The 23,374-nt window shown below is 43.6% G+C and carries 22 protein-coding genes and 3 pseudogenes; 6 read left to right on the top strand and 19 right to left on the bottom strand.

The window, feature by feature from the left end:
- Nucleotides 1-134: 134 nt before the first annotated feature.
- From AC6I3O_RS06780 to aspS, 5 genes are read right to left on the bottom strand one after another with little or no spacing between them, the layout of a single operon-like run.
- Nucleotides 135-329, bottom strand: a complete 195-nt coding sequence (locus AC6I3O_RS06780) for a hypothetical protein (protein WP_497850206.1) — start codon at nt 327-329, stop codon at nt 135-137.
- A complete protein-coding gene (gene gatB, locus AC6I3O_RS06775) occupies nt 322-1,758 on the bottom strand; it encodes an Asp-tRNA(Asn)/Glu-tRNA(Gln) amidotransferase subunit GatB (RefSeq protein WP_497850205.1) in 1,437 nt (478 codons plus the stop codon). Before gatB ends, AC6I3O_RS06780 begins: the two co-directional genes overlap by 8 nt.
- The gene (gatA, locus tag AC6I3O_RS06770) at nt 1,758-3,242 is read right to left on the bottom strand and encodes an Asp-tRNA(Asn)/Glu-tRNA(Gln) amidotransferase subunit GatA (protein WP_497850204.1); all 1,485 of its coding nucleotides are present in this window, start codon (nt 3,240-3,242) and stop codon (nt 1,758-1,760) included. The genes gatB and gatA overlap by 1 nt, the downstream gene beginning before the upstream one ends.
- Before the next feature lie 14 nt (nt 3,243-3,256).
- Entirely contained in the window at nt 3,257-3,550 is a 294-nt protein-coding gene (gene gatC, locus AC6I3O_RS06765) for an Asp-tRNA(Asn)/Glu-tRNA(Gln) amidotransferase subunit GatC (protein ID WP_497850203.1), read from the bottom strand.
- A 24-nt stretch (nt 3,551-3,574) separates the two neighbouring features.
- Nucleotides 3,575-4,909 carry an aspartate--tRNA(Asn) ligase gene (gene aspS / locus AC6I3O_RS06760; RefSeq protein ID WP_497850202.1) on the bottom strand — a complete coding sequence of 445 codons (1,335 nt, stop codon included), beginning with the start codon at nt 4,907-4,909 and terminating at the stop codon, nt 3,575-3,577.
- Between the two features lie 618 nt (nt 4,910-5,527).
- On the opposite strand from aspS, the gene AC6I3O_RS06755 reads away from it, so the two are divergent.
- The gene (locus tag AC6I3O_RS06755; RefSeq protein ID WP_497850201.1) at nt 5,528-7,207 is read left to right on the top strand and encodes an AAA family ATPase; all 1,680 of its coding nucleotides are present in this window, start codon (nt 5,528-5,530) and stop codon (nt 7,205-7,207) included.
- 50 nt (nt 7,208-7,257) lie between these two features.
- On the opposite strand, the gene AC6I3O_RS06750 is transcribed toward AC6I3O_RS06755, so the two are convergent.
- Both AC6I3O_RS06750 and AC6I3O_RS06745 read right to left on the bottom strand, forming a co-directional pair.
- A complete protein-coding gene (locus tag AC6I3O_RS06750) occupies nt 7,258-8,616 on the bottom strand; it encodes an MATE family efflux transporter (protein WP_497850200.1) in 1,359 nt (452 codons plus the stop codon).
- A 96-nt stretch (nt 8,617-8,712) separates the two neighbouring features.
- The gene (locus AC6I3O_RS06745; RefSeq protein ID WP_497850199.1) at nt 8,713-9,012 is read right to left on the bottom strand and encodes a YciI family protein; all 300 of its coding nucleotides are present in this window, start codon (nt 9,010-9,012) and stop codon (nt 8,713-8,715) included.
- Between the two features lie 195 nt (nt 9,013-9,207).
- Here AC6I3O_RS06745 and AC6I3O_RS06740 point away from each other — a divergent pair.
- From AC6I3O_RS06740 to AC6I3O_RS06730, 3 genes and pseudogenes are all read left to right on the top strand, one after another.
- Nucleotides 9,208-9,375: pseudogene (locus AC6I3O_RS06740) on the top strand (helix-turn-helix transcriptional regulator); the annotation flags it as partial.
- Nucleotides 9,376-9,408: 33 nt separating this feature from the next.
- Nucleotides 9,409-10,161, top strand: a complete 753-nt coding sequence (locus tag AC6I3O_RS06735; RefSeq protein WP_497853430.1) for a helix-turn-helix transcriptional regulator — start codon at nt 9,409-9,411, stop codon at nt 10,159-10,161.
- 196 nt (nt 10,162-10,357) lie between these two features.
- Nucleotides 10,358-12,253, top strand: a complete 1,896-nt coding sequence (locus AC6I3O_RS06730; RefSeq protein ID WP_497850198.1) for a diguanylate cyclase domain-containing protein — start codon at nt 10,358-10,360, stop codon at nt 12,251-12,253.
- A 289-nt stretch (nt 12,254-12,542) separates the two neighbouring features.
- Here the strand turns inward: AC6I3O_RS06730 and AC6I3O_RS06725 are convergent, their stop codons facing one another.
- The gene (locus tag AC6I3O_RS06725; protein WP_497850197.1) at nt 12,543-12,674 is read right to left on the bottom strand and encodes a TnpW family protein; all 132 of its coding nucleotides are present in this window, start codon (nt 12,672-12,674) and stop codon (nt 12,543-12,545) included.
- Nucleotides 12,675-13,400: 726 nt separating this feature from the next.
- Here AC6I3O_RS06725 and AC6I3O_RS06720 point away from each other — a divergent pair.
- On the top strand, nt 13,401-13,640 hold the full coding sequence (locus AC6I3O_RS06720) for a DUF6061 family protein (protein ID WP_497853429.1): 240 nt from the start codon (nt 13,401-13,403) through the stop codon (nt 13,638-13,640).
- Nucleotides 13,641-13,839: 199 nt separating this feature from the next.
- Here the strand turns inward: AC6I3O_RS06720 and AC6I3O_RS06715 are convergent.
- The 6 genes and pseudogenes from AC6I3O_RS06715 to AC6I3O_RS06690 form a co-directional block, all read right to left on the bottom strand.
- A pseudogene (locus AC6I3O_RS06715) lies at nt 13,840-14,133 on the bottom strand (PDDEXK nuclease domain-containing protein); the annotation flags it as partial.
- A gap of 92 nt (nt 14,134-14,225) precedes the next feature.
- Nucleotides 14,226-14,450 (bottom strand): helix-turn-helix domain-containing protein, encoded by a 225-nt coding sequence (locus tag AC6I3O_RS06710; RefSeq protein ID WP_497850196.1) that lies wholly within the window; start codon nt 14,448-14,450, stop codon nt 14,226-14,228.
- The gene (locus tag AC6I3O_RS06705; RefSeq protein WP_497850195.1) at nt 14,437-14,880 is read right to left on the bottom strand and encodes an RNA polymerase sigma factor; all 444 of its coding nucleotides are present in this window, start codon (nt 14,878-14,880) and stop codon (nt 14,437-14,439) included. Before AC6I3O_RS06705 ends, AC6I3O_RS06710 begins: the two co-directional genes overlap by 14 nt.
- Nucleotides 14,881-15,009: 129 nt before the next feature.
- The gene (locus AC6I3O_RS06700; RefSeq protein WP_016283891.1) at nt 15,010-15,525 is read right to left on the bottom strand and encodes an immunoglobulin-like domain-containing protein; all 516 of its coding nucleotides are present in this window, start codon (nt 15,523-15,525) and stop codon (nt 15,010-15,012) included.
- 56 nt (nt 15,526-15,581) lie between these two features.
- Nucleotides 15,582-16,904, bottom strand: a complete 1,323-nt coding sequence (locus tag AC6I3O_RS06695; RefSeq protein WP_497850194.1) for a HAMP domain-containing sensor histidine kinase — start codon at nt 16,902-16,904, stop codon at nt 15,582-15,584.
- A complete protein-coding gene (locus AC6I3O_RS06690) occupies nt 16,892-17,566 on the bottom strand; it encodes a response regulator transcription factor (RefSeq protein WP_497850193.1) in 675 nt (224 codons plus the stop codon). The genes AC6I3O_RS06695 and AC6I3O_RS06690 overlap by 13 nt, the downstream gene beginning before the upstream one ends.
- A gap of 187 nt (nt 17,567-17,753) precedes the next feature.
- Between AC6I3O_RS06690 and AC6I3O_RS06685 the strand changes: the two genes are divergently transcribed.
- Nucleotides 17,754-19,241, top strand: a complete 1,488-nt coding sequence (locus tag AC6I3O_RS06685; protein WP_497850192.1) for a hypothetical protein — start codon at nt 17,754-17,756, stop codon at nt 19,239-19,241.
- Between the two features lie 582 nt (nt 19,242-19,823).
- On the opposite strand, the gene AC6I3O_RS06680 is transcribed toward AC6I3O_RS06685, so the two are convergent.
- The 5 genes and pseudogenes from AC6I3O_RS06680 to AC6I3O_RS06660 all read right to left on the bottom strand — a co-directional run bounded on the left by AC6I3O_RS06680 (nt 19,824) and on the right by AC6I3O_RS06660 (nt 23,358).
- Complete coding sequence (locus tag AC6I3O_RS06680; protein ID WP_004060551.1) at nt 19,824-19,964, bottom strand: Maff2 family mobile element protein; 141 nt, start codon at nt 19,962-19,964, stop codon at nt 19,824-19,826.
- A 67-nt stretch (nt 19,965-20,031) separates the two neighbouring features.
- A pseudogene (locus AC6I3O_RS06675) lies at nt 20,032-20,289 on the bottom strand (VirD4-like conjugal transfer protein, CD1115 family); the annotation flags it as partial.
- A gap of 98 nt (nt 20,290-20,387) precedes the next feature.
- A complete protein-coding gene (locus AC6I3O_RS06670) occupies nt 20,388-21,212 on the bottom strand; it encodes a hypothetical protein (RefSeq protein ID WP_497850191.1) in 825 nt (274 codons plus the stop codon).
- A gap of 12 nt (nt 21,213-21,224) precedes the next feature.
- Complete coding sequence (locus tag AC6I3O_RS06665; RefSeq protein ID WP_497850190.1) at nt 21,225-21,626, bottom strand: hypothetical protein; 402 nt, start codon at nt 21,624-21,626, stop codon at nt 21,225-21,227.
- An 88-nt stretch (nt 21,627-21,714) separates the two neighbouring features.
- Nucleotides 21,715-23,358, bottom strand: coding sequence for a recombinase family protein (locus tag AC6I3O_RS06660; RefSeq protein ID WP_497850189.1), 1,644 nt, complete (start codon nt 23,356-23,358; stop codon nt 21,715-21,717).
- Between the last annotated feature and the right edge of the window lie 16 nt (nt 23,359-23,374).

Here is a 23,374-nt window from a genome sequence, read left to right as displayed (position 1 = left end):
TTCCTTATATATCCATCAATATCATATCACATCCGCCGGCAAATGACATCCCTAAATCTGACAAATCTCTCTCCCTTCACCCTATGCTTGTCGGGCATATTCCACACATTTTCCCGTCATCATTCCACATTCTTTCATTTCCTCACTGGTACGCACAGATGCTTACATTCCCACTTACGGGCATACTCCAAAAATTCTTTCATTTCCTCACTGGTCAGAGCCGTGTTCTTACGGCACTCCTCTATCGTACATCCCTCTCCCAGCATTTTCAGTATTTTCTTTTCTTCCTCATTCCGGGGGCATTTTTCCCGCATCTCTGCATCATTCATTAAGCATCTCCTTTAGCTTCCGGTTCACAAGTCCGGGGTCTGCCTTTCCTTTCATAGCCTTCATGGTCTGCCCCACCAACGCGCCCAGAGCCTTTTCCTTGCCTCCCCGGTAATCTTCTGCCGCCTGCGGATTGTCCGCAATTACTTTTTTCAATACTTCTTCAAGCGCGCCTTCGTCATTTACCATTTTGAGCCCATGCTCTTCCACATAAACTTCCGGATCAACGTCCTCTGAAAATATTTTCTCAAACACTTCCTTTGCCACAGAACTGTTGATTGCCTTGCTTTCCGTAAGCTCCACCAGCTTCGCCAGATTTTCCGGTGAAAACGTGATATCTTCCGGCTCCATATTATGGTCTTTCAATAGGCGCAGCGTCTCCACCATCAGCCAGTTGGACACCTTTTTCGGCTTGCCGCAGATTCTCGTGGCTGCCTCGAAAATGTCTGCCATGTGCTTAGATGCCGTGATGATTTCCGCGTCATACTGGGGGATATCAAATTCTTTCTGATATCGCTTTAGCTTCTCCGTCCTAAGCTCCGGCTGTTTTTTTCGTATCTGTTCTATCCACTCGTCGCTGATGACAATCGGCACAAGATCCGGCTCCGGGAAATAACGGTAATCCTGCGCGTCTTCCTTGGAGCGCATGGCATAGGAGGATTCCTTGTTGTCGTCCCATCTTCTGGTTTCCTGGACGACGGCTTTCCCTTCCTCCAATAATTCAATCTGGCGTTCCCGCTCTCCCTCGATTGCCCGGGCGATTGCCTTAAAAGAGTTCAGGTTCTTCATTTCCGTCCTGGTGCCGAACTCTTCCGTACCTGCCTCCCTCACAGACAAGTTAACGTCGGCCCGCATGGAGCCTTCCTGAAGCTTACAGTCCGAAGCGCCCAGATATTGGATAATCATACGCAGTTTTTCCAGATAGGCGATGACCTCCTCTGCCGAGCGCATATCTGGCTCGGAAACGATTTCCACAAGGGGGACTCCGCTTCGGTTGTAATCCACCAGAGACGTATCGTCCCACTCGTCATGAATCAGCTTCCCGGCGTCTTCCTCCATATGCATCTCGTGAATACGGACTTTTTTCTTCCTGCCGCCCACCTCGATTTCTACATAGCCCTTTGACGCAATGGGAAGGTAGAGCTGTGAAATCTGGTAGTTCTGGGGATTGTCCGGGTAAAAGTAGTTCTTACGGTCGAACTTACAGACCCGTGTGATGTCGCAGTTGGTGGCAAGGCCAATGGCCATGGCGTATTCCACTACCTTCTTATTTAATACGGGCAGTGAACCGGGCATTCCCGTACACACCGGACAGGTGTGGGTGTTGGGCGCGCCGCCAAATTCTGTGCTACAAGAGCAGAAGATTTTCGTCTTTGTCGCAAGCTCTACATGGACTTCCAGTCCGATTACGGTTTCGTACATCTTTGCCATTACGCCTCGCCTCCTTCCATCTTCCTATCCGTATGACCGCTGACAAAACCCAATGTCTGCTCCAACGTATACGCCGCACGGATAATTTTATTTTCCTCGAAACAATTTCCGAGTATCTGCATCCCCACAGGCAATCCCTTGGAATCCAACCCTACAGGGACGCTGATTCCAGGCAGCCCCGCTAAGTTCACGGAAACGGTATAGATGTCTCCCAGATACATCTTGAGCGGGTCGCTTAGGCTATGCCCGAGCTTTAGGGCCGTCGTGGGCGCTGCCGGGGCGATGATGACGTCGAACCTTGCAAAGGCGCGGTCGAACGCCTCTTTAATAAGAGCCTTTGTCTTCAATGCTTTCAGGTAATAGGCGTCATAGTAGCCGGAACTTAACACAAAAGAACCCAGCATGATTCTACGCTTTACTTCCGCACCAAAGCCTTCATTGCGGGTCTTCTTATACATATTGTGAAGCCCTTCATATTCTTTTGTACGGTAGCCGTATTTTACCCCGTCAAAACGGGAAAGATTAGAACTTGCCTCCGCCGACGCAATCACATAATATGCCGGGATTGCGTACTTAACAAGGCTTAAATCAAATTCTTCTACAATCGCTCCCCTGCTTTCCAGTATCTTGACCGCCTCCAGAATCTTCTCCCTGACCTCGTTATCCAGCCCGTCGCCAAAATAATCCTTAGGTATCCCGATTCTCATGCCAGTCACATCATTTACCAAGGCGGCGGTGAAATCTACATACTTACTTCTGTCAATGGATGTGCTGTCCTTAGAATCATAGGATGCAATTACTTCCAAAATTGCCGCGCAGTCCGTCACGTCCTTTGCAATGGGTCCAATCTGGTCCAGCGATGAACCGTAGGCAATCAATCCATATCTGGACACCGTCCCATAGGTGGGTTTCAGCCCAACCACCCCGCAGAATGAGCTGGGCTGGCGGATGGAGCCGCCGGTATCCGAACCAAGGGCATAAGGGCTTTCACAGGCGGCCACTGCCGCGCAAGAGCCGCCGGAAGAGCCGCCGGGGACATATTCTAAATTCCATGGGTTTCTCGTGACGCCAAAATACGAAGTCTCCGTTGTGCTTCCCATGGCAAATTCATCCATATTGGTTTTCCCGATGATCACCGCGCCCGCTTTTTCCAGATTGCATACCGCCTCTGCCGTAAACGTGGGTTTGAAATCTTCCAGAATCTTTGAACTGCAAGTGGTTTTCATTCCTTTGGTACACAGGTTATCCTTTATCGCTACCGGGACACCGGCAAGAGGACTCTCAAGCATCCCTTCATCAATCTGCTTCTGCACTTCTTCTGCTCTTAAAAGGGCGCCTTCCCGGTCAATGGTCACAAAACTGTGGACGTCCGGTTCTGCCTTATCAATCTGCGCAAGGCATGCATTTACGGCATCTGTAACGGATAACTCTCTTGCTTTGATTTTCTTTCCCAGCTCAACTGCCGTCATACTTGTAATATCCATCTTCCATCCGCCTCCTATCCAATCGTCTTGGGAACCTTGAAGCATAAGCCTTTCCTTAACGGCGCGTTAGCAAGGGTTTCCTCACTTCCGTCCTTCTGGCTTACCGTGTCTTCCCGGAACACGTTATTTACCGGAAATACGTGGGACATAGGGGTAACGCCCTCTGTGTCCAGTTCATTCAGCGTATCAATATAATCCAGCATTTTCTCCATATCTGCTTTGGCATTCTCCTTTTCCTCGGCGGATAATTCCAGTTTTGCAAGGATTCCCACATATTCGATTGTCTCGTCTGATATCTTGTTTGCCATATCCAGTATTCTCCTTTACTTCTTCTAAGGCTCCAACCTGCTCATATCCCTTGGGAACAGCGTGGTCTCCCGCACGTTGTCCTCCCCCACCAGCTTCATGGTCAGCCGTTCCAGGCCAATCCCAAGCCCTCCATGAGGCGGCATGCCATGTTTGAACGTATCGAGATAGTCTTCCATCCCCTCTTCTGACATTCCTCTTGCAGCAATCTTCTCCCTCAGCATCCGATAATCATGGATACGCTGCCCGCCGGTCGTAATCTCCATTCCTTTGAAGAGAAGGTCGAAACTCAACGTATATCTCGTATCCTCCGGGTCGTCCATCGCGTAGAACGGCCGCTTCTTGGAAGGATAGTGGGTCACGAAAATGAAATCGCTGTCCCATTCTTCTTTCGCATACCGCCCAATGAGCAGCTCTTCCTCCGGCTCCAAATCAAAGGGATTGCGCATCTGATGTCCGTATTTTTCGGAAACCCGCTCTTTTATCTCATGGAACTTCACTACCGGAATCTGGGACACATCCGGCAGGGTGATATCCAGAATCCTAAGTTCCTTTTCGTAATCTTTTTTTAGCATTTCCATGGCGTACTGTAAATATCCTGTCTCCATCGCCATAATATCCTCGAATCCGTCAATATAGCCCATCTCAAAATCCAGGCTGGTGTACTCGTTCAGATGCCGTTTTGTGTTGTGCTTCTCCGCCCGAAATACGGGAGCCGTCTCGAACACCCGGTCAAACACGCCCACCATCATCTGTTTATAGAACTGGGGGCTTTGCGCCAGTACGGCGGGACGGTGGAAATAGTCCAGCTTGAAGATGTTCGCGCCGCCCTCGGCGCCTTTTGCGCCAATCTTGGGTGTGTGGATTTCCGTAAATCCCTCGCCGTAGAGGAAATCCCGGAATGCCCGCACAAGCCCCTCCTGAATCCGGAACTTGGCCCGCTCCCGGATGTTCCTAAGGGCGATGGAGCGGTAATTCATCTTCGCCTCCAATGAAGTGTTCAGTTTCCATTTGCCAATGGCAAGGGGCAGCATTTCATCGGACGGCTGGCTCAAAATGCGGATTTTCTCCATCCGGATTTCTATCCCGCCCGGAGCTTTCTCATTTTCTTCTAAAATGCCTTCTACCTCAACCGTGGAAGCCTCCCTGATATCTTTCAGCTTAAAATCTGCGGCGCCTTCTTCATACACTCCCTGAAGAAGCCCTTCTCTTTTCCTAAGGATTACGAATGCTACCGTACCCATATCGCGGATTGCGTGGACGGCTCCATTGACCTTCACCTTCTGCCCGGGCTTTGCCTGCCCCAGTAACTCGCTGATTTCCAATGTTTCCTTCTTTCTTACGCCTGTGAAATAATCCATAATTGTCCTCCTTTTCCCATCTGACTGTTGCTGCTGTCATGTATTCCGGGGGTGAGACATCCTGTAAATGATAAAATCTCATGGTCAATAATCGTAGGATTTTATCATCTCAGGACAACGTAAAAAGTCCCGGAATACATGTCTGTATTCCGGGACGGATATTCTGATACTATCCGCGGTACCACCCGCATTGAATCCTAAAGAAATGATACCGGACGTCTGTCCGGCAACCGGATTCCCCTCTGCAGAAACCACATGCAGCGCCTAGTGTACTAGCATATGATTCCTCACGCTTAACGCGCGCCCACGTACCGGCCTACTTAGGTTCGACCGGTCAGCTCCGGAGTGTTCCCTATTGTCCTTATTCCTCAAGAAGCGCTCTCAGTCGGTGACACTTCATTCCTGTCAAGTTCCAAAGGACAGAGTCTCTTTCATAGCCTTTTAAAAATTTGTCTCTTATCTTAGCACACTCTTTTTGGGATTTCAAGCATTTTTTCATCGTTTCTGCCTTTTTCCGCCTTTTCATCCTGCTCCCGCCACCCTCCCATGACTTGTGAACTTACAGTTTCTATGGTAAAATCCATATATCAGAGAAACCAAAAAAGGAGTCTGACGAATATGAAATCTATCAATATGCCAATAGGCAGGTCTGGATTCGAGGATATCCGAGAAAACAACTATTACTATATTGACAAAACCGGTCTGATTCAAGAGTTGATAAAAACTCATGGAACACAGGTCACTCTAATTACCCGCCCGCGCCGTTTCGGGAAAACACTGGCAATGTCCATGTTGGAATCATTCTTCGATATCCAGAGAAACAGCCGGAAGTGGTTTGAAGGTCTGGAAATATCCCAGAATCAGATTCTTTGCGGGCATTGGATGAACCAATATCCGACTGTCTTTGTATCTTTCAAATCTATTGACGGACTGACATTTGAAGCCGCTTATGAACAATTGGCAATTGTGATTGCCAGATTATTCAAAAAACATCTTTATCTGATGGACAGCGGCAAGATTACAACTTACGATAGAAAAATAATAGATGAGCTTATCTCACAAAATGCCTCGCAAAATACAGTAAAAAACAGTCTTCTTATCATGACAGAACTGTTAGCCGCTCATTACGGAAAACCTGTAATCCTGCTGATAGACGAATACGACGTACCTTTAGCCAAGGCAAGCGACAAAAATTACTATCCCCAGATGCTCGACATCATGAAGGGACTCCTACAGGCATTCAAGGATAATCCTTCCCTAAAATTTGCCGTTCTTACAGGCTGTCTCAGAATTGCAAAAGAAAGTATATTTACAGGCGTCAACAATTTTGTATCAGATACCATCTCTGACACGCGGTTAAATGAATACTTCGGTTTTACCGAGCCGGAAGTTTTGGCAATCCTGAAAGACACAGGCTGCATGGAGCATGCCGACCGTGTAAAGAAGTGGTATGACGGATATCATTTTGGGAACTTTGAGCTCTATTGCCCATGGGATGTACTGAATTATGTGAATAAAGTCCGGACAAACCACATTACTGAGCCGGAAAGTTTCTGGGAGCACACCAGCGATAACTCCATTATCTCCAGTTTTCTTTCCCGCAATACGAGTACTGTCAAAGAAAAGCTGGAAATACTTATGGCGGGCGGCTATATCAAGGAAACGATTACAGAAAACCTTACTTATGATGTGCTGAAATCCTCCGAAAGCAATGTATGGAGCCTGCTCTATCTGACTGGTTATCTGACCCGGGCGCTGCCGGAAGAAATGGATTCATGGGATAACCTTGAAAAGGGCCAGATTGCATTGAAGATTCCAAACGCCGAGATAAAAGAGATTTTTAAGAAAAGTATTAACCAATGGTTCAGCAGCAGGGCTGTCTCCTGTAATTATGGGAAATTGTGGCAGAGCCTTTGGAATGCAGATACGGAAGATTTAAGCCGTCAATTATCGGATTTGCTGTTCGATACGATTAGCTATCATGACTATTCAGAGAATTTCTATCATGCATTTCTCACCGGGTTGTTTGCCGGGACAGAATATATCGTTGAATCTAACTATGAGAACGGTCTGGGACGGTCGGATATCGTAATTAAGGACCGTATCAACCGGCGGGCGGCCGTTATAGAAGCAAAGGCGGCAAAAGGCGAGGATAAACTTATGTCAGAATGTGAAGAAGCATTGGCGCAGATTGAAAAAAGACAGTATGCAAAAAAAGTGGAACGATCCGGGTACGGTAAGGTCTTGTGGTTTGGGATGGCATTTTATAAAAAGAAATGCTTGGTCAAGAGTAAATAAGCCAGATGTAAAACAGTAAAAATACGGTTCACATCCGGCTTTTCATTTCACTATATTTTATCCTTACATACAGTCACCTTGTTAAACGCCCCTACGAACACAACTCCTTTTACTACAGACGACAGTGTCAACGCCCACCAGATACCGTTAAGCCCCAGCGGTGACGCCGCCAACGCCACCGCAAGAGGCACTCTTGCCGCGGTAAAAACAATGCTGATAATACTGCACAGCTTCGTCCTGCCAAGCCCGGACAACGCGCCCACCGTCATCAATTCCACACACATGAACGCCTCGCTGATTCCCACAATGCGCAGATAATCAATAGATATCCCCACGACATTTGCCTCATGGAAGAAGATTTCCGAGATTGGTTTCGGCAGCAAGATAAATGTCAGCGTAATCAAACTTCCCCATATAGCGATTGTCCGGAAGGAAATCTTGTATCCCTTGCGTACCCGCTCCATCTGGCCTGCGCCATAGTTCTGAGCGGTAAACGCATTAATCGCCGCCGCAAACCCGTCCGCCGTATTCCAGGATACCGCCTCGACTTGTCCTCCCACACGCTGTACGGCGACCGCACCCGGCCCGAAGACGGCGACCATGCGGGTCAGCACCATGGAAATACCGCAGTATACCGTCCCCTGCAACGCCGTAGGTACTCCGATGCGGAACACTGCCTGAAAGAACCTGCCTTCCACAGGCTTTATCAGTTTCATCCCGGCAAGGACATTGTCCGCACCTTTTCCCTTCCATGCCCCCAGGAGCATTACCAGCATAACGATGAACTGGGCAATCACCGTCGCGATTGCCGCCCCCACGACTTCCATTCTGGGAAACGGCCCAATCCCAAGGATGAGTACCGGGTCTAAGGCCATGTTGACGATAAGGCCGATAATATTTGCCAGAAGGGGCGTCTTAGAATCCCCCTGTGCCGTGTAAATTCCAGTCAGCACTACGGTCATGTAGGAAAATATTACCAGCCCGCAGGTTATCCGCATATAGCTTTCCGCACACTGTATCGTCTCTTTGTCTCCGAGATGGAATAAGGCTACAAGGCCGTCTGTGAAGCCTACGCTTACGATTGCAAATAATACCCCGAACAACAGTGTGAGCTGTAACGCCGCCCGGGCGTACTCGCCCGCCTCGTCCTTCCTGCCGCGCCCGAACGACTGGGCGACATTGACCTGCGCTCCCATTCGCGCAAGGGATGAAAGTCCCTGGGAAAGCCATACGTACATGCCACCCACACCGACGCCAGCAACGGCTTTCGAGCCAAGCAATCCAATCCACGCCATGTCGGTAATGCTGTAGACTGTATTTAAAAAGGACGACGCCATTATCGGCATCGCCAGTGCAACCAATGACCTTAAAATCGGTCCCTCCGTTAAACATACCTGTCTGTTCTTCATTCCATCACTCTCTCTAAAATTTTATCCTGTCGTCCAGTATAGCACATCCTGCAATATTAATCTATACATTTTCGGACTGAGTCCGACCGCCCGCAATTACAGCAAGTAATTGTTCTCCCTGTCTGCAATCTGTAAGCCGACTAACTTATAGGTCGCATACCCTCCCATTATCAACGGCTCTTTTTTGCATATTTCTTCTGCTTCTTCACGGCTTTCTGTTTTTAGGATATACATGCCCGCCATTCCCGGATAACCCTTAAAGATGCCGCAGATTTCCAACTTTCCCTCATCGTCCAGCTTTCTTATGTTCTCAACATGTTCCACAACTACCTGTTTTGTCATTTTATTATAGGTCTTGCTTTTCTCAATCATCATCATGTACATCATTTTTTCCATACGTTATTCTCCTTTTCATTTTATTTTTCTCATTATGGTCTATTCATATACTCCTTTTAAGGCATACGAACTCCGTCCAACAGGTGAAATCTGGCACCGCATAATTTCATTTTAGAGACATATTGCATCTGGAATATAAATAGTTTATCATAGAATAGTGACAAAAACTGTCACTATTTAGGAAGGAGATTCAAAATGTCAAAAGCAGAACGGCTGATTGAAATGATGATAACAATAAATGCAAAAAAAGATTTTACCGTAGGGGAATTAGCACATGAATTTTCCGTATCGAAAAGGACGATACTGCGTGATTTACAAGAATTAGAACAGGCTGGTTTTCCCCTATACTCCGAAGTCGGGGCCGCGGGCGGATATCATATCCTGAAAGAACGCATTTTGCCGCCAATTGCTTTTTCAGAAAACGAGGCAAAAGCCATATTCTTCGCCTGCCAGGCCTTGCAATTTTATCGTGACTTGCCTTTTGAGCAGGAAACCCTTTCTGTCTTAAAAAAATTTTTAAATTGCCTGCCATTAGATATTCAAACCAGCATCACACAGATTCAAAACAAGGTCGTGTTCTGGATTCCGGACAGACATTGCGATTCTCCCCTGCTCAAATCAATGTTTTTGATTGTAATGAACCGCCATGCCGCGACAATACGGTATTCGGGGGCACATTCTGAGAGTACGCGCACAATTATACCGGTCGGCTTATATGCCATGAACGGACTTTGGTATTGCCCGGCTTATTGTACTGCGGCAAATCAAATCAGAGTTTTCCGGGTTGACCGTATCAAAGAAATCCTGGCGGAAAATCCCTATCCAAAAGGGAAATATCCTATCCCCGGGTCAATTCAGGAATATCTCGAAAAAACCGAGGAAAAAAAGGATTGCCACATTAAAATCAATCTGACAGACATAGGTGTGAAACGCTGTGAAAGCGAACCTTTGCTTGCAGGGGGATTAAAAATATTTCCAACTGGAGGCGGAATCATCGACATGGAAATAAACCTTGCTGCTTTAGAATGGATCGCCGATTATCTGCTGACATTTGGGAACAATGCCACTGTGTTAGAACCAGCGGAACTCATAGGGCTAATTCAGCAAAAAATATACGAATTACATCAGCATTATTGCATATCAAAATAATGGCAAGCGCATCGGCTTTCGGGGTTACGGATGGGATTCTGTGAAATACGATGTAAACAGTAAAATATTTCAAGATTTGGTAACAATCGCTATATAAAGGGGAATTACCTTGTTAATCCATCCCGCTTATGCTATCATATGTTTAATTTGTTTGTTCTTTTTTCGCAGATATTTTCTTACCACACAGGAGGCGCTGATGAAGCCACTAAAAAAGATTATCAGTCGGTATATGAATCTTGTCACATTAATCCTAATTTCCTTTTTAACAATCGTTATCGTTTATGTTCAGCTTGATGACACTCATCAACAGGCGTACAATGATGCCATCATGACGTTTCAGCAGATTGAGCAGGTTCTTGAACAGAACAATGCCGAACTTGCGGAAACAAAGGAAGAATACAGCCAGACCTGCCTTTACAATGCACAGGCCATTGCTTATCTGATTCAGGCGAAACCATCTGTGCTTGACAGCGTTGACGAGCTTAGGCGAATCGCCGTATTCATGGAAGTTGATGAAATCCATATTTTTGATAAGACCGGACGTATCTTTGCCGGAACCCACCCGGAATACTTTGATTATACCTTTGATTCCGGCGAACAGATGATGTTTTTTAAACCTATGCTGACCGATAAGTCTCTAAAACTTGTGCAGGACATAACGCCCAACACCGCTGAGGAGAAACTGATGCAGTATTCGGCCCTATGGAGCGCTGACGAAAGCTTTATCGTACAGGTTGGCATGTCTCCCGTCAATGTCATGAAAGTGACTCAGAAAAACGAACTTTCCTACATATTTTCTCTGTTCCGCGTGAATACGGAGGCAAGCTATTACGCGATTGACCGAAGGAGCGGAGAGATTGTGGGCTCTACAGATTTAGACTGTGTACATAAAAACATCGAGGCGATTGGACTCAATCTCAACGACATTGCCGGGCAGCCAAAAGGATTTCATGCTACCGTCAATGGCCGGAACTCTTTTTGCGTGTTCAAGTCCTTTGATTCCAATTATATCGGACGCGTCCTTACTGACCGCGCGCTTTATGAGTGGGTTATTATGAACACTATCGTCCTGTTTTCCTGTCTTGTCATAAGCGCTGTCGTCCTTATGCGCGCTGTGACCAGATATATGAACCGCTATGTCGTGGATGACATCTATTGCATCAATCAAAAACTCCACGCCATCGCCGCCGGAAATCTCGACGAAGTGATCGACATTCAGAGCAGCACAGAATTTTCGCAGCTAAGCAGCGATATTAACCGGATGAAAAAGAGCCTCTTGGATAATAACCGAAAGATGTCCTATGTGCTCAGCAAAACCAACATGTACATTGGGGTGTACGAGTATAACGAACAAATGCTGCCGGTACGCTTTACAGAGTATGTGCCGCAGATCCTCGGGCTTACCCCTGAAAAGACAGAACAGCTATCCGGCGATTACCGGACATTTCAGGAGTTTCTTACCCGTCTTCGCAGCCAGCCATTCGCCAATGAGACCAATGTCTTTAAGCTGAATGAACGCTATATCAAGATTGAAGAACTCAACGAAAGCGGCAATATTTTCGGCGTCCTCATAGATGTGACAGAGAACACATTAAAACGCTTAAAGATTGAACAGGAGCGGGACTATGACAGCCTGACCGGATTGTATAACCGCCGGGGGCTGGAGAATTTTCTCGCCGCCTGTTTCCATAAGCCGGAAAAATACTGCGTAAGCGCTCTTGTGATGATAGACGCTGATAATTTGAAAGTAATCAACGATACCTACGGCCACAAAGAAGGCGACGCTTATCTGACGCAGCTTGCCAGCCTTCTCGGAACATTTGCACCCGGCCACAGCATTGCCGCCAGACTGGGAGGCGATGAATTTGTCCTGTTTCTATACCAGTATCAGACAAAAACGGCGCTGTCTGGCGCTGTTATAGCGCTGGAAGATCTGCAAAATAGCAGCCGCGCCCGTCTGAACGACGATTTGGAGGTTCCTTTAAGTTTCTCCTTTGGTTACTGTCTGACGGAGGGACACGCCGATTACCATACGCTGTTAAAAGAAGCAGACGAGAAAATGTACAAGAACAAAAAGTCCCGTAAGTCCTAATGTACTGACACATTTACTTTCAGTCAAATGAGCAGAATGAATTTTCAGTCTGCAAGGCGGAGGAGGGAGGCGATGCGGTGGCATCGTTGACTGACGACAACGTGGCAGATGGAAATTCAGACAAGTCCTTTGACGAAATGTAAATGTGTCAGCACACTGGAACCAAATCCATCCGGTCAAGCGTTCATTAACTTTATATCTCTGAGATACATAACGATACAAATGATCGTTAAAACCGCTTCCACAACCGGTTGTGCCGCAATCACGCCATTCAGTCCCCAAAAGTAACTCAAAAGAATGACTCATGCGTTGTCTCCGTACTGGTTTTACTAAAATAAAGAGATACATCATAAGTTGCTTTTCCAATATTCTTTCTAATCTTCTGTGCTGTATTATCAGTGATATGATTCTTTTTTTGCATATTATCCTCCTAAAATAAAAAAGCGATAAAACTATAATAGCTTTACCGCTCATAACTAATAATCATTATGAAATTCTTATACAAACTGGAATATCTAATTTTAAAAGAAACGACAGACTATGAACCTTATTCCATTGTGCGGAGTTGCGCTAACTGCTTGATTAAATCCTCGTTGTTTTCTTCGAGAGTTTTTGTGGGGTCAGAACCATTATACTTGTCACAAGGAACTTTCTCACATTTTCCACAATGCTTTATTTTTTAGTATTTACACAACAATCATATATTCCGCATATTTTTTCGCCGGTATATTCCAACCAGAATACCTGTCCTTTGATTATCGGACAACCTTTGCAATCTATCGGATAATACTCACATTTAGAGCATATAACACCACAACAACTAATAATTTTATTCATATCCTTACAATACCTCTTTACAAACGGGAATTCTGATAAGACACTTTTTATAGCATTTATTAACTGTTATATTTTATCTTCAAAAAGTCCGCAAACCCTTGAAAATGCTAAATTTATAGCAAGTGAGTTTGCCCTTAGACTTTCCCTTGTGTTATATCCTTTTCCCTCATGTTACGAACTCTCATAAGGGCAAAAATATGGGAAAGAAAAACCTGTAACAAATTATAACATGAAATGAACAGGGCAGGAAGAACTGATTGGAATGCTTTCACAAATTTCTCCAAAACTCAAGAAGAAAGGACGAAAAACTATGAGATTTATTCATGCAACATATAATATGCTTCATAACTGTATTGATGTAACAACTTTTGACGGGTATGTTTTACGTATAGACTGCGTAAAAGCGGAAGAAAGATTGAAAACAACACCATGCTCTGAATGTGCCTTAAATGCTTTAGCAATAGACAACCCTCTTGAATATGCAACACTGTATCTTGAGTGTGGTATGCAGACATGGGTAGATGCAGAAGATTCAATAGAATTGTGGTAACATATCTTTCTTTGCATAGAGGACTGGTTAAGATATAAACCAGTTCTCTATTTATTTGTAAAATTGCCCACACTTACATCATATATGAACGGAGTTTTACAATGATAAATCGTTAGGAATTGTTTAGAAATAGCTTGTTAATTTTGACAGTTTTGTGCGAAATAACATGGATACAAACAGTCTACAACTTGCAGACTATTTATTTTGTATTCATCATTTTTGCAACTTCAGACTCCAACGTTTCTATTGTAGGAAGACTGCGTTGGTATTCTTTGCTGAGCGCATTGCTTAATTCGTATCCTGCAATACCAATCGGCTGTGAAACTTCTTCTAAAGAATATTCTGCCACAACATTATCCTTATCCTTGCAAATAAGCAAACCTATTGCCGGATTATCGCCATCTCCTGTTAATTGCTTATTTACTGCGGTAACATAAAAATTTAATTTTCCAACATACTCCGGTTCAAATCTCTTTGTTTTAAGTTCTACGACAACATAACTTTTTCAAAACGCCGAACATAAACGCAAAAAAACAGGAAATCTTTTCTTGATTTCCTGTCTTGGTGTGCCGTTCTATGCGGCGGTTATTCAGTTTTGGGGTATGGCTGTTCATCAAAGCGGAATTGGAACAGGGCAGCGATAAGCCGCCGTTTGATGTTGTCCTCGGTGTCCTTGTTGACCTGTCCGTTTTCAAGGGAAGCAATTCGGATTCGCTTGCTGTAATGCCGTAAAACTTCGTCAACGGCTTCCGGCTCTCCGCTGGTCGCCCGGACAATCGTTTCATATGGCACAAGTTTAGGATTCCTCACGGTAAAGCACCTCCATTTCTTCATGCAGTATTTGCAAGGCACTGTGTATGTGATGCCACGCCGTACTCCGGCAGCGTCCGTACAGTTCCCCGATTTCCTGTTGTGTGTAACGCCCGAAAAAGTAAAGGTAAATGATTTCCCTCTTTTTCTCCGGCAGAGAGGACAGGGCTTCGGCAAGCTCCCAGCTCGTAAGGATAACCCTCTGATCGCATATCGTAACAGGGTATTGCTTACAAGGGTCTATAAAATATTTATCTGTTGTACTGAATGGGTAAAACTTTTCTTCGGTGAGGTATTCAAAGGATATTTCCCTTTGCCGCCGCTTATCCCTGTCACGCCATGCGTTGATAGCGGCATAGCGTATAACTACTCTGCAAAAGGCATTAAATGTGTATTCGATATGCTCCTTGTATGCTTCTGTGCAAGCCATAAATAATTCCCCCTCTCTCCCACATGTGCCGGTGCATGGTTTACGGTTGCATTTATAATTCAAAGGAATAGCAGTAATTTGGGTTGCTAAGCCTTAATTACCTATTTGCGAAACAGAGTGAAGAATTTTTTACCTAGTCGTAAATTCACAAGATAAATTATAAGCATCGTAATCCCAATCTCTCTCATTTTCAAAGAAAGTAAATTGTTTAATCAAGCGATAGTGTCCAGCAGGCAATTCCCCATAAAAACTTTTAACATCAATTTCTAATGTTAGTCGTTCATCAGGCTTAATAATACAATCCTTTTCATTGCTCTTTGAGGGGTCATCAAGTTGCTTAAGCTGATACCAAGTACCGGATTGTTCAGCTTCTATTTCAAAATAATTTGGTGAATATCGGTATTCTTTATCAGAATTATTTTCTATTAAAAACGAAAGGTGCTTTAGGTCTAAATCCTTTTCTGTATTCATTGAAATCTTTAAATCCTCCAAAGTGTCAAGTTCTTCTTCATTTCCATAAGGAGAAAACTCATATTCTTCGAAATAGTCTTGTACTACATGATTATCACTGTCCTCTGTTTGACTACACCCGACAGTACACACCAGTAACGATAAGGTTATAAACATACTCATTATTTTTTTCATTTGTCCTTATCTCCTTTCTTTTGGATATATCGTAGCAATAAAATGTCTATTTTCAATCAACTTTCACTACAATTTATTTTTACCGTAACACATGCTCCCCCTGCTTTATTATTAGCAATTTGAATTTTTCCACCATGTCTTTCACATAGAATTTTACAGATATTCAGTCCTAACCCCAAATGTTCAGTAGATATATCTTTTGATAATTTATAAAATGGTAATGTTGCTTTTCCAATATCACTATTTCTAAAACCACAACCATCGTCCGAAACTGATATAACTAAATCAGTATTCTTTATTACTACGCTAATAACAATATCATTTTTTGCATATCTAATACTGTTAGAGAGTAAATTTTCATAAATTTGCATAACTGCATCTAAATTGATAAATATGTCTACATTTTTTCCATTTGTTGTAATCGAAAAATGTTTGTCACAACAAAGTAATTCTGCTGTATCATTCAGACTGTCGATAAATGAATAAAAAGTAATACGCTGTCGTGAAATTTCAATATCTTCTAATCTGTATAAGTTTGTCATGGCATTTACATATTTTTCAAGCCGCGAAACATTTTTTGACATTACTGATATTTCTTCTAATATTTCTTCTTGTGATACCAAGCCTTTTGGAATAAAAGAAAGCAGCATAGTAGCATGACCTTTTAATAAGGTCAAAGGAGTTCGTAAATCATGTGAGAAAGCTGCATTTAGGCGGCGCTGTTCAGCAAATTGCCGAAACATAGTTTCATTATTTTTTGCCAAGCATTCTTTCATTTTTTCAAAAGCATGGCAGAGTTTCCCCATTTCATCATTTAATGGATATGATAATTCAAAATCTAAATCGTTTGCTTCAATTTTATGATATGCATTAGTCAATAGCTTAATAGGTTTTGATAATTTCTTTTTATAAAAAAATGTTACGCAACATATCATACTAATAGATAGTATGGTAGGAATTATTACAATATTTAGTGAACCTAAAACACTGTCAATCAGTCTGTCCCGGTTCGTAAAATTAGGTGTAACTTCAATATATGAAACATGGTTCGGATAGACATATTCGTGTACTGGACGTTCTTTTTGATAATCAACATTGAATTTGCATATCTCATTACCTTTAGTGTCGAATATTGTGTATTTTGTTTGGTCGTTGCTATAGACGGCAGTAAACGAACCATTTTCCGGTATATCATACCTTGCTGTCATATTTTCATACTTATAGTTTAGATTTATTCTATAACTGTCTACCATTGAAATCAAAAAGATACAAATAATTATTCCAATCAACAACGAAAACAAAGCATAAAGAACAAAGGACATCCTGATACTCATGTTATTTAACTGATTGAACAATTTGCTTTGCTTTAATTTTCCCATTTATATCCGCACCCCCAAACTGTTTCAATGTAAGGTCTATCGCCTAAAGATAAAAATTTTGCCCTAATACGTCTGATATGCTCTGTGACAACTGTATTATCGCCAACTCCGTCTAACCCCCAAACTTCTTCATAAATAGTTTCCCGATCAAAAACAATCCCTTTGTTTTGTGAAAGGAAAGATATTATATCAAATTCCTTTTTGGTAAAAGCTATATCCGTATTATGGTAAAACACAATACGCGAGGAATAATCTATAACCATATCATCATCAAATTGCACTTTTGAAGCTATATTGTGCCTTTTTTCTCTACGGAGATGTGCTGCAATACGAGCTTCTAATTCATCAATAGAAAATGGTTTTATTACATAGTCATCTGCTCCAATAGAAAAACCTTTTATTTTATCACTATCTTCAATACGTGCTGTTAAAAAAATAATAGGGCATGAAACATAATCCCGTATTCTTTCACAAATAGTAAATCCGTCTATATCCGGCATATTAACATCTAACAAAATAATGTTAGGATTCTTTTCTACTTCTTTTAATGCAGTTTTTCCTTCTGTTGCAGTATATACTGTATATCCAAGTTTACTGAAATAACGATACAGCATTGATATAATTTCATTTTCGTCATCTACAATTAGTATGCTTTGTGCCATAAATATGTCCTCCTTTTGAATATCATAACTTCTCGGAATCTTCAGCCCTTACTTTATAAGGCTTTCAGACCCTTGCTTCAAAAAATCACCCACTTTTTTTGCAAAAACACTTGACAAACCAGTCAAAAAATGCGGCGCTTCGCGCCCTTGATCAATAAGTACATTTTTTGATTGGAGGCGATTTTTGATGTTACCTTGTAATCCTGGCGGTCATGCCGCCTTTCAGGATACTTTCGTATCCCAGTTCCTTAAATTTTACCCGGATCCCTTTGCGCTTCCCAAAAGCACTTGGGATTATATCGTGCAGTTCTGGTATCTCGATCTTTCCAAGACTGATTCTATCATGCAGGATTGTTACTCTGTTTTTGGCCCGGAACCCAGGCTCCCTTCCTGCATGCTGCGCTCCTACCTGCTTGCTTTGAAGCTGAAAGTCTCTTCCATCACTGTCTGGTGCCGCATGCTTAAGGAAACTCCCCTTTATGCCATCCTCAGCGGTTTCTCTTTCGGTGATACCCCTGGTGTCGGTACTTTTTATGATTTCTTTTCCCGCATCTGGCAGCATGACTCCAGCAACCTTTCCCCGAAAGACCGCTTCCCTAAGATAAAGAAAACTCCCAAAGGCAAAAAGAAAGGCGATAAGACTCCCTGCGACTCTTCCAGCACGGCTTCCAAACTCCTTCCCCTGCTGGAACGCTGGCATCTGAAACCGGATAACCCTTTTTCCCTTGTTTTCCGGCTCTATCAGCAGCAGTTCCTGGACCTTTCTATCCGCAATGGGCTGATCGACTCAGACCGTCTGGCTCTTGCCGGTGACGGCACCCCTGTCCGTACTGCCGCACAGCAACGAAAAAAGCGTATCTGCGATTGTAAGGAAAAAGGCTATCCTTCCTGTAACTGTAAGCGCCATTACTCCCAGCCTGACTGTAACTGGGGATGGGACTCCCACCGGGAATGCTATTTCTTCGGCTCCCACCTCTACATGTATGTGGCTTCCGATTCCTATAGCGACCTCCCTGTATTTCCACTTTTGGAACGGGCTTCCCGGCATGACATGCTTTCCTTTCTCCATTCCTTTTTCACAATGAAAGCATACCTTCCGGAATTCCGTATTGAAAAACTCCTTCTGGATTCTGCCCATGACGCTTGCCCTGTTTATGAATACTGCACACGGGAAAACATCACGCCGTTTATCGACCTCAACCCCGGACATACCGGGCATTTTACCTATAAGGACGATTTCACAATCGATGACGATGGGATCCCTGTCTGTAAGTTGGGCTTACGTATGCATAAAGATGGATATGAAGCTGCCAAACACCGGGCGAAATACCGATGCCCAAAAGCCAACCGAAAACGGGGCTGCTTCTGTGAGCATCCCTGTTCACCGGCTAAATACGGCAGGACCGTACATATCTTTACCGATGACAATCCAAGGTTATTTAACATACCGCCAAGGGACTCTAAAGCATGGGAAAAGGAATATGACAGAAGGACTTCCGTGGAACGCTCCAACAAGCGCGAGAAAGAGGACTATAAATTAGAAGACGGCAGGCACCGATCTACGAAGATGTGGTACTGCCGCCTCTACGGCATCATGATGCTACAACACCTTGATGCCTGGGAAATGCCATCGATTAAGGCGTTTCAAGAATCATTATTAGGATTAGCCGCCTAATAATGATATCTTAAGCGATCCCATAAGATTTTTCAAGGCATAGTACCCGCTATGTCCAATGTTTATGTCCATTTTTCTCAAACTTCTTTTCCTGCACGATATTCAGTTGTCAATTTTCGGTTGGAATCTCATTCATTGAGATTCCGAGAAGTTATTATCTTTCTTAAGATTAACAAATAAAAATCTATTTCTAATCAATTTCTTTATTTTTTCAATGCCATTAGAGATTATATATGGCAGTATAAACTATAGCAATATTGTTCTGCATATTTTATACTTTATCAACAAATAAGCATATAATATTTCTTGCCTTTTATTTAACAGGAACTAGAGGGATTCCGTAGTAGTCGGCACTGTGCGTAATGTGCATAACTTGCTATCTTATGGAGTTGTGGGAAAGTCTGTTTGCAGAATGTGGGAAAGCTGCACTTTAGCTTTTCCATGTTCTGTGAACGGACTTTTCCATGACGGAATAGCAAGTTATACACATTTCCACGGTGCTTGTCTTTTGGTCTTTGGTTTCTTTGGTTCGGAATAGTGTGGTGCTGGCGGTCTATCTCTTGTTTTCGGTTGCTTGCTTCTTTACCGTACATGAGCATTCGCGCCAGGGTTGTCGTTGCCGTAACCTTCCAGCAGGTTGATAACGCCCCACACGCCAAGGCCAGCGCCCAGCGCGATAACCAGTACCTTCAAAGTGTCGATTGCGCTCGTAAAAAATTCCATACATTTTCCTCCTTAAATTTGTTGTGATTGGTTGGATAGGGACAAAAAAAGCCCGCCGGTTGAAAAGTCAATCGGCGGGTGCATCAGACGCGGGCGGCGCTTCGAGTTCACAGCTTTCAAAAACGTCGTCCGGTCGGACGGTCAATCTCCGGCTCAGATATTTTGCAATATCAAAAGCGTTCTTTTTGCTGGAATCCAGCAGGTATTTATATTGCGGATGTTTGGTAATGTCAAATTTGTCGCTGAAAAACGGCCTTACGCCCTGCACCTGCAAGATGCACTTGCCGCCGTCCATCACCGCCAATTCATCGGTTGACATCAGTTCACTGCAACATTGTCAAGTGGTGAATTCAAAAATAATCTCGAGGGTTCCCAATTCTCTTAAAGAATAGGGAACCCTCGAGATTATAAACTATTTCAACTCTAATCAGCAAAAGTTTGTTTAGAGATAATTCCTTTGGACAGATAGATATAATCCAATGGACTTTGAAAAACTTTTCGTCCGGTTTTCCACCTTTGTGCACAAGATTTTAATTCATCTGCAGTAAGCGGTAAAAAGTTTTGCAAAACACCGTCTACGTAATACTTTATCGCTAGAGATGCACTTTCATTAACAAAATTGTAAACACCGTCTTTATGCTCCAAAAACTCTTGCTGATTTCTGTAATCAGTTATAGGTTTAACTCTCATAACATTTGCTGTTGACAACTCATGATATATCCAAGGAGAACTTGTTTGCTCTTTTTTTATGTCTTCTTCTAAAGAAATTGATTGTGGAGTATTAAGTAAAAAAACTGTCTCACACGCATCAATCATGCTTGTTAAGGCTATTGATAACATCATGTGAACATGGCTGGTGGAATAGTTTCGCTTATCGTAGTCAAACATTTCCCCATTGCGATGCATACAGTATTGTATATCAATTCTTTTTAATAACTCATTGGAATATCCCCACAAACAAGAATCTATAAAAGTATTTAGTCCAAGTTCTTTCTGCAAAAAACCAGCTAAAGCAATCGCGGTTTTTTCGTCACTGTGGGAATGGGACAAAAACACATCAAAATCGGTTTCTACTGGAAACCAATGGTTTTGCAATTTTGTTCCATCTATTACTCCATTTTCGTCAATAAAATCCTGCAAACTTGTTTCTATTTCGGCTTGATAATTTTCAAAATACGAACGTCCGTAGCCCTCGTAGCCACTAAAGTCGTACGGAGTGATTCCTTCTAACTGAAATTTGGAAAACATATAATCCCCCTTCTAAATCACATGAATCAAAATAATCAACACGACAGAGATTGATAAATAAAGCGGTGTTACAGAAATATTCCAAAACATGATGCTTGGAATATTTGAAACACTATTTTTATATGGGCTAGTATCCATTGAAAAATCAATTGCATTGTCATTAGTTTCACTGGATACTTTTTTATATAATTCTCTAAAAAGTTTTTCTTGCTTGAGATAGTATGAATCCAAAAACCAAAAAATTATTGTTAGAAATAGCGCACAAGCATATATTTTCCAATCACTTTCCTTTATCGATAAGGCCACTATTGCGGCTACAATAGTTATATTCCACCCCTTTAGATAAAAGGAATTTGAGGACATCCTTGTTATTGCGGATTGAATATAATCCATATGCTTATGTTTGTTCTCCATAACTATTGTACTTGCCTCCCTTTTATTTCCTGCTAATTATCATATTTAGTATTGCCCCATTATAGAGGCAATACTAAATATATTTCAGCTAATTCGGAATTTCCCCCACAAAATTATAAATAATGCGGACTTTTTGCACTTTTTCTCCGTCAATAACCTCGACTGCGCTGATAATAATTTTATCAATTAGCCGATTCAAAATAGTTTCATCCAATTCCGTGATAGACGCATATTCCTGGATTTCCCCGATGAACCGGCGCACATCGTCCTCCGTGTCGCTGGCGGTTCGTAACTCGTCCGTGATCGCCTGCATCCGGGCTTTGTTGTCTGCCTGTTCCTGCTCCAGAGTTTCAGTCATGCGGAAGAACCGCTGCTCGGTCAAAATGCCCTTTGCCTTGTCTGCATACAGGCTCATGAACATTTCGTCAATTTCCTGGTTACGCTTCGCAAGAGCGTCCTGCTCCTTTTTCAGACTGTTTTCGTCAATAGAATACCGCTGCTCCAGCCGGTGGGTCAGCCGCCCATAGAACGCTTCTGCATCCTGCAAGGCCATTTTTCCATGCTCCATGATGTCCGACAGCACAAGATTGTAGAGGTCACGGGCTTCAATCTTATGGCTGGTGCAAGCGTTTTTCCCCAGCCGGTTATAGGTCTGGCAAATGTAATACGCCTTGTCAATTGGCTCCCGCATTTCTCCGGTGAAGCGGTTCTTCCCGGTTCTGCCGACTTTCTCATAGCGTACCTGCATGGATTTCCCACAGGTGGCGCAGTAGACAAGACCGTGGAACAGATTATAAAAGGGGCAACTATTCCCCTGCATGATGGGCGGGCGGCGGTCAATCAGCTTTTGCACCCTGTCCCACTGCTCCCGGCTGACAATGGCCTCATGGCAATTCTCGATAATCTCCCACTGGTCACGAGGAATAAAGTTCACTGTGTTGGAGCGAATGGCCTTTTGGTGGCACTTGCAAACCACATGATCGCCCTTGTAGACCGGGTTACGGAGCATTTTTCCAATCACCGAACCGCTCCACGAATAATAGCGGACTTCGGATTCCACAGGCTCCTTAATGCGTGTAATTGGGATTTTGCGCTCTAACAGGTGCTTGGCAATCTTCATCGTGCCGCACCCGTTCAGTGCCAGATCAAACACCAGCTTGACGGTGGGGGCAGTTTCCGGGTCGATAATCAGATGCCCGTGATCGTTTGGGTCACGCATAAGGCCGTAGGGAGTGGGACCGCCCAGGAATTTCCCCTGCCGGGAACGAGCCATCCACCCCGCCAAAACTTTTTTGGAAATATCCCGGCTATACATATCGTTCAGGATATTTTTGAAGGGGGTAATGTCCATCTCCTGCCGGTTCAGACTGTCCACGCCATCGGTAACAGCGATATAGCGGACATTATGGCGCGGGAAAAAGATTTCGATGTAGCTGCCAGCCTCGATGTAGTTCCGGCCCAGGCGGGAGAGGTCTTTCGTGATAACGCACTTAACCTTCCCAGCCTCAATGTCGGCAATCATCCGCTGGAACGAAGGACGGTTGAAATTGCGGCCTGTGTAACCGTCATCAACGTAAAATTCGTAATCCAGCAGGCCATTTTTCTCAGCAAAATCACGCAGCAGGGCCTTTTGATTGCTGATGCTCATGCTCTCATTTTCCCGCCCGTCCTCAATGGACAACCGACAGTACAGGGCGGTAACAGATGGGGCAGATTTATTCTTCCTGTTCATTGGTAATCTCCTTAAT

The sequence above is a fragment of the Sporofaciens sp. St.21A7 genome (assembly GCF_059728535.1).
This window is presented reverse-complemented; position numbering and strand designations above follow the sequence as displayed.